Source organism: Lascolabacillus sp. (assembly GCF_028696275.1).
GTDB lineage: Bacteria > Bacteroidota > Bacteroidia > Bacteroidales > Dysgonomonadaceae > Proteiniphilum > Proteiniphilum massiliensis.
Window position 1 is genome coordinate 34,408 of sequence record NZ_JAQVHI010000011.1, and the last position, 12,409, is coordinate 46,816.

Here is a 12,409-nt window from a genome sequence, read left to right on the forward strand (position 1 = left end):
TATGATTAATGTCAACGCCCATCTACACACTCCGTACTCTTTTAGTGCATTCAGAGATATTGATGATGCTCTTGACAGAGCAGTAGCTGAGAATGTTAAGGTTGTAGGTATTAATGACTTCTATACAGCAAAGGGTTTTGAAAAGTGGAAAGAAGGTTGTTATAAAAGAAAGCTCTATCCATTGTTTGGTATCGAGTTTATAAGTCTTAATCAGGAGGACCAGAATGCTGGTGTTAGGGTTAATGACCCGGCTAACCCCGGAAGAACATATCTGAGTGGTAAGGGCATGAGCTTTCCTTTCAGAATAGCCGAGCCTTTTGCCTCAGAATTGAAAGCAGTAGAGATTGAATCCAACAAACAGGTTGAGGAGATGCTTCACAGACTAAATGATTATCTTAATAATTTGAGTGTTGGTATAGAACTCGACCTCGAGTGGATTAAAGTGAATCTTACTCTGGGGTCTCTTCGTGAAAGACATATTGCAAGAGCGTTGAGGCAAAAAGTTTATGAGAATTGTGATAATGATGAAGGGAAAATATTACTGCTTTTCAGGAAAATATTTAATGGAAGGGAGCTTAGTGCCTCATTGAGTGATATTGCAGGTGTAGAAAATGAAATCAGATCAAGGCTCTTAAAAGCTGGTGGAGCTGCATATGTTCCGGAGGAGCCTTCTGTTTTTTTGCCTTTTCAGAGTGTTTGTGACATTATTCTTGCTGGAGGTGGAATACCAACTTATCCTTTTCTGGCAGATAATGTAAATGGTGAGTATACTGACTTTGAAAGGGATATGGAAGGTGCAGCGGTGCAGCTTAGAGAAAGAGGTATTCATTCAGTTGAGTTTATTACTACACGTAATGATATTAATCTTCTTGAAAAATATACGTGTTATTTTTATGACCAAGGCTTCATTGTAACATTTGGAACAGAGCATAATTCACCTGTCATGGAGCCTCTTATGCTTTTTGCAAGAGATGGTGTACCTCTGACTGACCGTCTGAAGAAAATTAATTTCGAGGGCGCCTGTGTTATAGCTGCACATCAGCATATTGTTGCGCAGGGTCTGGAGGGATATATTGATGAAGAGGGTGAAGCTGATTACAGTAAACGTGATGAGTTCATAAAGCTGGGGGAAGAATTAATAAAAAGTATTGTTCAAGATGAAAGAGATTCATGATCTTATAGAAATTTCTCAGTTTTACGGTAGTGACAAACGATTTGTTATAGCCGGAGGTGGGAATACATCTTATAAAAACGAAGAAAAAATATGGGTGAAGGCAAGTGGGACTTCATTAGCTACAATTACTGAGGAGGGTTTTGCTATTCTTGACAGGACTAAACTTAACTCTATGACCGGAAAAGAGTATAGTAAAGACGAAAAAGAAAGGGAAGATCAGGTGAAAAATGATCTTGCAGAGGCAACGCTGACAAAGGGAAATAGGCCATCGGTGGAGACTTCTTTGCATAATGTAATCGATTTTCCTTTTGTAGTACATTTACATCCTACAGTAGTAAACGGACTTCTATGCTCTGTTAATGTTGAATCTGAACTTAAAAGATTATTCGGTAATAGGGTGTTGTATATTGAATATACAGATCCGGGATATGTGCTTTTTAAAAAGGTAAATGATAAGCTGAAAGAGTACAGACTATTGTATAGTGAGGAGCCAAATGTAATTTGGTTACAAAACCATGGTCTGTTTGTTGCAGCTGATTCAATAGATGAAATAAAATCAATCTACTCCGATATTTTTGAGAAAATTGAATCATTTATTAAAGATCATGTTCCAAATGAGAAAATTGAAATACCAAAAAAGATTGTAGATTTTATCCCGGCTATCAGGATGATGTTGTCGCAAAATGGTTTGAAGACTTTGAAGGTCAGGAATAATAGTCTTATTCAATATTTTGCTGAAAATGAAGAAAATCAGAAGGATATTAATAAACCATTTACACCTGATGAAATTGTTTATTGCAAATCGAACTATTTGTTCATAAACTGTAGCGAAACGACTGAAATATTGACTGAATCTTCAAGATTGATTGATGAGTTTGTCGAAAAGTATGGATATATACCAAAAGTTTTATTGATTAAAGGTGTTGGTCTGGTGGCAGTTGGAGATAACCCAAAGCAATGTGAAGTTGTTCTGGATGTTTTTGAGGATGCAATGAAAGTTGCTTTTATTTCTAAGTCTTTTGGCGGACCAAATCCAATGTTACAGGAACAGATTGATTTTATTGATAATTGGGAGGTTGAGAATTATCGCAGAAGTATAGCAGCTGGTAACTCTTCTGGTAGGGTTGAAAATAGAATAATTATTATAACCGGTGCAGCACAGGGTTTTGGCGAAGGAATTGGTCGATGTTTAATAAAAGAAGGTGCTAATATTGTAATAGCTGACCTAAACGAGGAAAAAGGAAATGAAACGGCAGATGATCTGATACATCTTGCTAAAAGTAATACCGTTCTATTCGTTAAAACAGACGTTAGTGATATTGACAGTCTGGAAAATCTTATGTTACAAACTGTCTGCAAATTTGGTGGTGTAGACTGCTTTATCAGTAATGCAGGGGTATTAAGGGCAGGAGGATTGGAGGATATGACAAGGGAGAACTTTGATTTTGTTACGAAGATTAATTATAATGCCTATTTCTATTGTACCAAGGTTGTGAGTAAAATTATGAAACTTCAGACTGAATTTGCTAACAGTGACTATTTTGCTGATATTATACAGGTGAATTCTAAATCTGGATTGCAGGGAAGTAAAGCAAATTTTGCATACGCAGGTGGTAAATTTGGTGGAATTGGACTTACGCAGTCATTTGCTTTAGAACTGGCACCTTTTAAAATTAAAGTGAATTCTGTTTGTCCCGGCAATTACTATGAAGGACCTTTATGGAGTGATCCGGAAAATGGCCTTTTCATTCAGTACCTGAATGCTGGTAAGGTGCCCGGGGCTAAAACTATTGAAGATGTAAAGTCGTTTTATCTCTCAAAAGTTCCTATGAAAAAAGGATGTACACCTGAAGATGTAACAAAGGGAATTTTGTATCTGATGGAGCAGACTGGTGAAACTGGTCAGGCGTTGCCTGTCACAGGTGGACAGATTATGTTGAGTTGATTTTTATATTCTGCAATATTAATTTGCCAATAATCCATTGAATGTTTTGAAATAAAAAACTATATTCTTGAATACTGGTAATTGGCCTTATCTTAAAATAATATGAAAACAAGAGCTGTACGTTTATACGGAAAAAAAGACCTTAGACTGGAAGAGTTTGAATTGCCTCCTCTTAAAGAGGATGAAATATTGGCTAAGGTGGTGTCTGATTCTATATGTATGTCTTCCTATAAGGCATCATCACAGGGTGCAGAGCATAAACGTATTCCGAATGATGTAGCTCATAACCCTATAATAATTGGTCATGAGTTTGCAGGAGAGTTGTTGGAAGTTGGTCCCAAATGGGCTCATAAATTTAAAACCGGAGATAAGTTTTCTATACAACCTGCTCTTTATTATGAAAATGGACCTGTAGGACTATTGAGTGCTCCAGGATATAGCTATAAGTATATTGGCGGTGATGCTACTTATGTTATAATTCCCAATGAGGTAATGGAAAAAGATTGCCTGCTTAAGTACGAAGGTGAAGGTTTTTATCCTGCGTCACTGTCTGAACCACTTTCTTGTGTAATAGGAGCTATGCATGCCAATTATCACACTACTCCGGGTAGCTATGAACATAAGATGGAAATAGTGGAAGGTGGTAATATGGCGATACTTGCAGGTGTGGGACCAATGGGTCTGGCTGCTATTAATTATGTGCTACACAGAGAGGATCGTAAACCTTCGCTGTTGGTTGTAACTGATGTGGATCAATCCAGACTTGACAGGGCTTCTATGATATATACAGCTGATTTTGCAGCTTCGCGTGGAATAAAACTGCTATATATAAACACAGGAAAAGTTGATGATCCTATTAAGGTATTGAGGGAATTAACAGGTGGTAAGGGGTTTGACGATGTGTTTGTATTTGCACCGGTTAGACAGGTAGTAGAGCAGGGGGATGCAATACTTGGTTTTGATGGTTGTTTGAACTTTTTTGCAGGACCTAATGATACGAACTTTAGCGCTATGCTTAATTTTTATAATGTTCATTATGCATATACTCATATAGTTGGTACTAGTGGCGGGAACAATAATGACATGGTTGAGGCTTTAGAGGTAATGAGTAAAGGTCTTGATCCTGCTGGTTTGGTTACCCACATTGGAGGATTAAACGCAGTTGCAGATACTACAAACAATTTGCCAAATATTCCAGGGGGAAAGAAACTTATATATACTCACATAGATATGCCACTGACTGCTATAGATGACTTTGGGAAATTGGGTGAGTCAAACGACTTTTTCAGAGAACTGGCTGACATCTGCAGAAGACATGATGGACTATGGAGTGTTGAGGCTGAAGCTTTTTTACTTTCAAAAGGGGGTTAAAAAATCCCCTTTTCTCTTATTTTATGTATCTTTACACTCCAAAATTGGAAATATATATTTTGACTCTGAATTATGAAACAACTAGATACTAAATTAATGCATCCTGCTGAACAGATTAAGGTGATTATTGACAGAATTTACAGAAGTGGGATGACAACTACATCAGGTGGTAATATATCAATTAGAGATAAAAATGGAGATATTTGGATTACTCCTTCTGGTGTGGATAAAGGTTCACTTACAGTTAAAGATATAATGCAGGTGAAAAGGGATGGTACGATTTTAGGTCAACACAAACCTTCATCAGAATTGCCATTCCATAAAGCAATTTATAATGAAAGACCTGAAATCACATCAATAATACATGCACATCCACCTGCTCTTGTAGCATTTAGTATAGCAGGAATAGTGCCAGATACCAAGATAGTTCCGCAAGCAAATAATATTTGCGGTGATATTGGCTTTGCTCCTTATGCGACTCCAGGAAGTGAAGATCTTGGTGAGAAAATTGCAGATGAGTTCAAAGATACCCGCTATAAAGCAGTAATAATGGAGAATCATGGTGTGGTTCTGGGTGGTACAGACATGATGGACGCATATCAGCGTTTTGAAACTCTCGAATTTTGCTGTCGCACTATAATCAACGCTAAAAGATTAGGTCAGGTAAATTATCTGTCTGATGAGCAGGTTTCGCAGTATGTAAATCATCTTCCTACAAATGTATCGCATTTTATGGATATAGAATATCCTTCTGATGAGAGAGCTATTAGGACTGAAATGGTTGAAATTATACGGAGAGCTTGCAACCAAGGTTTGATGATTTCAACGTATGGTACTGTTTCAACCAGATGGAGAGGAGATGATTTTCTGATTACACCGAGTAATATCGCTCGATGGGATATTGTACCAAATGATATAGTACAGATTAAAAATGGAATGGCTGAAGCAGGTAAAACCCCAAGTCGTTCAGTTGCACTGCACCAAAGGATATACCAGCTAAATCCGCATATCAATTCTATTATATGCACTCAACCTGTTAATCTAATGGCTCATGCAGTGAGTGGTAGTAAATTTGATGTAAGAACAATTCCGGAAAGTTGGATCTTCCTTCAGGATGTTCCATCGATTCATTTTGGATTGATATACAATGATGTAGACAGTGTCGCAAAAATGTTTAATAAAAACAGAGCTGTTCTTGTAGAGAACGATAGTGTATTTATTACTGGAGACAAATTGTTGAACTGTTTTGACTATCTTGAAGTAGCTGAATTTTCTGCTAACTCTTTAGTTATGGCATCTTCAATAGGTTCTTTGCAACCAATAGGCGATTCAGAGATAGAAGATCTGAAAGTTGCTTTCAATGTGAGATAAGTTAATTAAATGAACATAAACTATTTTTTCTCTGCACAAATAAACAAATTGTGCAGAGGTTTTTTTAGACTATATAACAGAGATTTTATTAGTGAATAGTTTACCTTGCCAAGTACCTCTTTCTCTGAATCTCTTAATTATTTTTTCTCTTACTTCATAGTTCTTTAATCCCCATTCAGGGGCAATTAAAAGCTTAGAGGGAGACTGAGAAGTAAAACGTTCTATATAAATATCAGAACTTAATTTTTCTGCAAAATCTACACATAGATCTATATATTCATCAAGTTCAAAAAGATAAAAAGATTCAGGTAGGAGTCTATACTCCTTTGCCATAGCGGTACCTCTAATAATCTGTAGTTGATGAAGTTTCAGTGTTGTAAGTGGTAATTCGGAGAGTCTGTCAGCATGATGAATAATTTCTTCCTTAGTTTCTCCGGGAAGACCAAGGATCATATGTGCACCTACAGGTATATTTCTTTCCGCAGTTTTTAAAATCATCTCTGCAGACTCTTCATATGTGTGCTGACGGTTAACTCTTTCTAATGTTTTATTTAAAGTTGATTCTACTCCATATTCCAATAAAACAAAAGTTTTTTTACTTAGACTTTCAAAATAATCCAATAGATCATCCGACATGCAATCGGGTCGTGTACCTACAATTAATCCAACAACTCCAGGATATGAGAGAGCTTCCTCATATTTTTCAATTAGTGTTTCCGGCAGATCATAAGTGTTAGTATATGATTGAAAATAAGCAAGGTATTTCATTTCCGGATACTTGTGAGAGAAAAAATTTATACCGTCAGCCAGCTGGTCAGAAATAGTTCTTGTTGGTTTCCCGTAGCCAGGACTGAAACTTTGGTTGTTACAATAAGTACAACCACCGCGACCTTTAGATCCATCCCTGTTAGGACATGTGAATCCTGCATTTATTGATATTTTCTGAACTTTGTATGGGAATCTGCTGGAAAGATATTCTGAAAAGTCTCTATATGGTTTATTATTAAAAATCATTTTTTAAATATTTATTGTTTTTCTTCTGGTGAATGGTTGCCATTTCATATATGTGCCAGAACGCCAAAGCCATTCGAGAGGACCATATAAGAAGTGTTTCATCCACTGCCTGCTAATTATAATTTGTAAAATATATATTATCAATCCAAGTATAAATAATTCTGTAAAACCTAATTTTCCAAAGAAGGAACCAAAACCCCAGGTTGAAAACAGTATGGCTCCTGTTATATTTTGAATCTCATAATTTGTCAATCCCATGCGTCCATACGAAGATAAAATATCAAGGTATTTACCAAAAGCTTTAGTCTGATATAATACAATGAATCCCATTACCAATATGCCGGATTCTGTCAGCGACCCTAAATCATTCAATGTTGATGTAACGATTGAGGATAATGGCACCTGTTGTCCAAGCGAGATATGCATTAGTAGGTTGATAGGTTCACTGGGAGTAATTATTTTACCAATTACTTCAATAACAACAGATGCTATAAAAAAACCTGCTAATAAAATGATATTTTTTTTTCTTCTAATACTAACCTTTTCAAAAAATCCAGACCTACCTACTAGAAGTCCTAATAAAAAAAGAGCAAAGGTTACATAACCCCGTGAACTCAAAGCGAATTGAAATTTCAACTTATCTTTCGTTTTATTAGTCAAATTATCTTTGGCTGTTCCGAAGAATGTTCTATTGTTAAATGCCTCATTTTCATTTGCTGTGATTTCTGCTATTTCGCTTTTTGAGAAAGACTCAGATGGCATATCATATGAAACAGGTACTGATTTTTTTAGTGTTATATTATCAAATCCGGTAATAGTCATTAGTGGTAATCCCGATAATATTAATCCTGTTAGTATAATTAGTAACCAATTTTTCAATGGAAATAACAGAACAAGAAATAATCCGAAAAATGCATATATTGTGAGTATATCCATATAAGTAAACATTGTACCTACCAAACCTATTACAAATAGTATAACCATTCTCCAAAGAAAACGACTGCGAAAATCGATTCCCTTTTTAGATGCGCGATCCATTTGTATAAAAAAACTAAGCCCAAAAAGGAATGAGAATATATTTATAAAACGTCCAGCTATTATATTATTAGCGAGGATCTGAACTATCCTATCTAACAACGGAAACCTGGATATTTCATGAGTATTTACAGTTGAGTAACCAAAATACTGCAACATATGAATTAGGATTACTCCCAGTAATGCAAATCCTCTTAGTGCATCTATTACGTTGATTCGTTTTGCAGGTACATGAGCTGACTTTATTGCCTCCATTTATTTTTCGTATTTGTAACAATTATTACTATTCCCATAAACAAACAATAGTCAGTTTAAGTTTCAAACAATGCAATTTTTATGAAACCTGTTTATTTAAAATCTGCTTAATACAATTATAGATATAGTTTACAAATAGATAATTTTTTAAGGAAAATAAAAAAGGGTAATTCATGATGCGAATTACCCTTTTTAATTATTGATTAGAAAATTTATTCTTTATCTTCTTTATTATCAGCTTCAGTTTCAGTTTCAGATTCTACTTCAGATTTAGTTTCTTCTTTAACTTCTACATTTGCATCTTCTGTTGCTACAGCATTTTCTTCAGCTATTTCGGTGTCAACTTCTTCAGTTACTGATTCAGCTTCTATTTCAGCTTTTTTCATAGATTCTTTCTTGAAAGCTTCAACCTTCTGATTATCCAGTTTTTCTTTCAATGCAGCTAGCTCTTCAATATCTCCAAGAGTTGTTCTCTCAATTGCAGGAGTTGCTGCTATATTTTCTATGCCACCTTCTTTTTTGCTGGTACGTTTACCTTTCTTTCTAGCTTCTTCGCTTACTTTATCTTCGAAAATTCTGCTATGAGAAACAATTATACGTTTTGCATCTTTGTTAAACTCAATTACTTTAAAGTCAAGCTTTTCGTCAACCTCTACTGGTGTGCCATCTTCTTTTATAAGATGTTTTGGAGTAGCAAATCCTTCAACACCATATGGTAATGAAATTAAAGCACCTTTATCAAGCATTTCAATTATTGTACCCTCGTGAACTGAACCTACAGTAAATATAGTTTCAAATACATCCCAAGGATTTTCTTCAAGCTGCTTGTGTCCAAGGCTTAAGCGACGGTTTTCTTTATCTATATCAAGTACCTGAACTTCAATTTCAGAGCCAATTTCAGTTACTTCACTCGGATGTTTGATTTTCTTTGTCCATGAAAGGTCGGATATGTGGATTAATCCTTCTACACCCTCTTCTATTTCAACAAAGGCACCAAAGTTAGTGAAGTTACGTACTTTAGCTTTGTGTGTACTTCCAACTGGGAATTTTTCTTCAATACTTTCCCATGGATCTGGTTTAAGCTGTTTAACGCCAAGTGACATTTTACGCTCTTCGCGATCAAGTGTTAGAATTACAGCTTCTATTTCATCACCCACACTCATGAAATCTTGAGCACTGTGAAGATGTTGTGTCCAGCTCATTTCTGACACATGGATTAAACCTTCAACACCTGGAGCTATCTCTACGAACGCACCGTAATCGGCCATTACAACTACTTTACCTTTAACAATATCACCCACTTTTAATGATTCGCTAAGTGAATCCCATGGATGTGGAGTGAGCTGTTTCAAACCTAAAGCGATACGTTTTTTCTCATTGTCAAAGTCGAGAATAACAACGTTGATTTTGTCATCAAGTTTAACAACTTCTTCCGGATGCTGGATACGGCCCCAAGATAGGTCAGTTATATGAACTAATCCATCAACACCTCCAAGGTCAACGAATACACCATAAGATGTGATATTCTTAACAATACCTTCAAGTACTTGTCCTTTTTCCAGTTTAGAAATAATTTCCTTCTTCTGTTGTTCTAATTCCTCTTCTATCAGAGCTTTATGCGATACAACAACGTTCTTATATTCAGGGTTAATCTTTACTACCTTGAATTCCATCGTTTTATCAACAAACATATCGTAATCACGGATAGGTTTCACATCTATCTGAGATCCCGGTAAGAATGCTTCGATACCGAATACATCAACAATCATACCACCTTTAGTGCGGCATTTGATATATCCTTTTATAATTTCGTTGTTTTCTAATGCTGCATTCACACGATCCCATGCGCGAGATGCGCGTGCTTTTTTGTGAGAAAGGATTAATTGTCCTTTTTTATCTTCTTGGCTTTCAATGTATACTTCTACCTCGTCACCAACCTTAAGATCAGGATCATAACGAAATTCGTTCATTGAAACCACACCATCAGATTTATATCCGATGTTTACAACTACTTCGCGTTTATTCATGGAGGTAACAATACCAGTTACGACCTCTTTGTCGTTAATTTTGCTCAGTGTATTGTCGTAGCTTTCTGCAAGCTTCTCTCTGTTTTCTTTGCTATAAGAATCATTCTGAGCATAAGCAGCCCAATCGAAATCTTCTATGGGTGCTACATTTTTTAGGTTTTCAGTCATTTGTTGTTGATAAATTGTTTTAATTAAATAAGTGAGACATTATGTTGTTTAAAAAAGCGGTGCAAAGATAATTGGTTTTTTATTAATAACCAATTCTTTGCACCGGTAATTTCATTTCAATAAGTGCTTGAAAAGCACCAAAAAAGAGAGTCTGATCATTAAAGAAGTAGTCCGCTTTGTACTTCACGACGAACTTGCAGGCCTGCAATTTGTTCCACAAGTCTTAATGCAAACTCAAATACTAAACCAGGGCCTTTGCCTGTTGTTATGTTCTCATCAACTACAACATTTTCACCTGTAATATTTGCTCCAATAAGTTCAGGTTCAAATCCAGGATAAGTAGTAGCTCTTTTTCCTTCTAAGATTCTTAATCCTCCCAAAACCATTGGTGCAGCACAAATAGCGGCAATCTGTTGGCCTTTAGAATGATACTCACTAATAAGGTTTTTTAAACCATCATGTTCATTGAGATGTTTTGCTCCAGGCATACCACCAGGTAGAACAAGAATTTCAATATCTTTGAAATCGGTTTCAGTGAATGTTGTGTCAGCTATGACTTTAACATTATGTGCACCGGTAACAACTTTTTCATCTGTTATTGAAACAGTGAGAACCGGAATTTGAGCTCTTCTTAGAATATCAATTATACCTAACGCTTCAATTTCTTCAAATCCATTTGCTAAAAATAGTGCTACTTTCTTCATATTTTTCACATTTAAATCCAATTATGATTGGAGACATTACTAATTGATCTTATTTGCAAGTAATTATCTGAACTTTACAGAATGAGGTAAATAAACATCTCCTCTATGTTGAGTTACTTATTAGTTCAGATTAAAACGATAAGTAATAGTACCCTGCTGGTTATTTGCAGAGTTTATTGAATTAAACTTTGTATTTCTTGCAGCACGCAATGCTTCATTCCTAAGTGTTGCACTTGGAGTGTTTGTACCTCGGCCTATTTCTGCATGAATAACATTCCCTGCAGGGTCTACTGTAATATTAACAACCACAGTGCCGTAATCGTTCACCGTATATCTTGGTTGAATCAATCCTCCACTTCCAAGGCTTCGACCTCCGAGGTCATAAGAACCTATACCTCCGGTTCCTGTAGGTGAGCCTTGAGATGAGTTTCCTGTTGATACTCCTTGTGTACCTTCACCTTGAGTATTACCGCGACTACCAGAACTTTCACCGAAAAGTCCTGACATTTGCTCATTTATTTCTCTTCTCCTTGCTTCTTCCTGTCGTCTGATTCTTTCAGCTTCTTCAATTCTCCTGCGTTCCTCAGCTAAAGCCGTCTGCCTGCGTTCTTCTTCACGTAAAGCTTCAACATCAATAGTAGGCTCAGTCGTTTGAGTAATTAAAGGCTCATTTGGTGAGTATTCTGGTATCTGTAGTTCCTGAGTTGGTATAGGAGTTATTTCTGTCATAGGTGGCTCGACATATCCAAATGCATCTTCTATTGAACCAAACATAACAGGTACACCTTCTAGCTCTTCAGGAGGTGATGCCATTGTAAAGTATGAGAAAAGCAAAAGAAGAGCCAGCAATATTGCAAATATTGTTGTACCTACTATTCCACCAATCTCTTCCCTTGTAATTTGCATCTTGCTATGTATAATAGAAAATTGTTTAATTTGGTCGAGTCATTAAAACCATATTAAACTGGTTTTGATTTGCAATATCAAGTATTTGCACGATCTCCCTGTAAGGAACGGTTTCGTCAGCGTAAAGAGCCACAAATATTCCCGGATCGGCATTATATGCCTGTTGCAGGAATGGAGTTATCTCTTCAAATGTAACCTGTCTTTCTGTATCATTACCATGAGCTACATAATAGTTGAGATCTTTATCAATAGTTACACGTGTTATAGGTTTTACCTGAGCTTGTTGTTGAGCTCTGGGTAATGCAACCTGAATTGCATTGGGTGTAACAATTGTAGATGTGATCATGAAAAAAATCAACAGTAGAAAAATCACATCTGTCATAGATGCCATACTAAAATTGGTCTCAATTGTAAATCTTTGTTTTAAAGCCATTTCGAA

The 12,409-nt window shown here is 36.0% G+C and carries 10 protein-coding genes; 4 read left to right on the top strand and 6 right to left on the bottom strand.

Annotated elements, in window-relative coordinates; translation table 11 throughout:
* The first annotated feature begins 1 nt into the window (after position 1).
* The 4 genes from PHO43_RS04580 to PHO43_RS04595 all read left to right on the top strand — a co-directional run bounded on the left by PHO43_RS04580 (position 2) and on the right by PHO43_RS04595 (position 5,861).
* On the top strand, positions 2–1,174 hold the full coding sequence (locus PHO43_RS04580; protein WP_045090016.1) for a PHP domain-containing protein: 1,173 nt from the start codon (positions 2–4) through the stop codon (positions 1,172–1,174).
* Positions 1,158–3,119: an SDR family NAD(P)-dependent oxidoreductase gene (locus PHO43_RS04585; protein ID WP_288011482.1), complete on the top strand. Its 1,962-nt coding sequence runs from the start codon at positions 1,158–1,160 to the stop codon at positions 3,117–3,119. Before PHO43_RS04580 ends, PHO43_RS04585 begins: the two co-directional genes overlap by 17 nt.
* A 102-nt stretch (positions 3,120–3,221) precedes the next feature.
* Positions 3,222–4,490, top strand: a complete 1,269-nt coding sequence (locus PHO43_RS04590) for a zinc-binding dehydrogenase (RefSeq protein ID WP_045090014.1) — start codon at positions 3,222–3,224, stop codon at positions 4,488–4,490.
* 72 nt (positions 4,491–4,562) lie between these two features.
* On the top strand, positions 4,563–5,861 hold the full coding sequence (locus PHO43_RS04595; RefSeq protein WP_045090013.1) for a class II aldolase/adducin family protein: 1,299 nt from the start codon (positions 4,563–4,565) through the stop codon (positions 5,859–5,861).
* Between the two features lie 69 nt (positions 5,862–5,930).
* Here the strand turns inward: PHO43_RS04595 and mnmL are convergent, their stop codons facing one another.
* From mnmL to PHO43_RS04625, 6 genes are all read right to left on the bottom strand, one after another.
* Entirely contained in the window at positions 5,931–6,875 is a 945-nt protein-coding gene (gene mnmL, locus PHO43_RS04600; protein ID WP_502867174.1) for a tRNA modification radical SAM protein MnmL/YtqA, read from the bottom strand.
* Positions 6,876–6,878: 3 nt separating this feature from the next.
* On the bottom strand, positions 6,879–8,165 hold the full coding sequence (locus PHO43_RS04605; RefSeq protein ID WP_045090011.1) for a DUF418 domain-containing protein: 1,287 nt from the start codon (positions 8,163–8,165) through the stop codon (positions 6,879–6,881).
* Positions 8,166–8,377: 212 nt separating this feature from the next.
* Entirely contained in the window at positions 8,378–10,360 is a 1,983-nt protein-coding gene (gene rpsA / locus PHO43_RS04610; protein WP_288009050.1) for a 30S ribosomal protein S1, read from the bottom strand.
* Positions 10,361–10,518: 158 nt separating this feature from the next.
* On the bottom strand, positions 10,519–11,064 hold the full coding sequence (locus PHO43_RS04615; protein ID WP_045090009.1) for a DJ-1 family glyoxalase III: 546 nt from the start codon (positions 11,062–11,064) through the stop codon (positions 10,519–10,521).
* 120 nt (positions 11,065–11,184) lie between these two features.
* On the bottom strand, positions 11,185–11,970 hold the full coding sequence (locus tag PHO43_RS04620; RefSeq protein ID WP_045090008.1) for an energy transducer TonB family protein: 786 nt from the start codon (positions 11,968–11,970) through the stop codon (positions 11,185–11,187).
* 25 nt (positions 11,971–11,995) lie between these two features.
* Positions 11,996–12,403, bottom strand: coding sequence for an ExbD/TolR family protein (locus PHO43_RS04625; protein ID WP_053826033.1), 408 nt, complete (start codon positions 12,401–12,403; stop codon positions 11,996–11,998).
* Between the last annotated feature and the right edge of the window lie 6 nt (positions 12,404–12,409).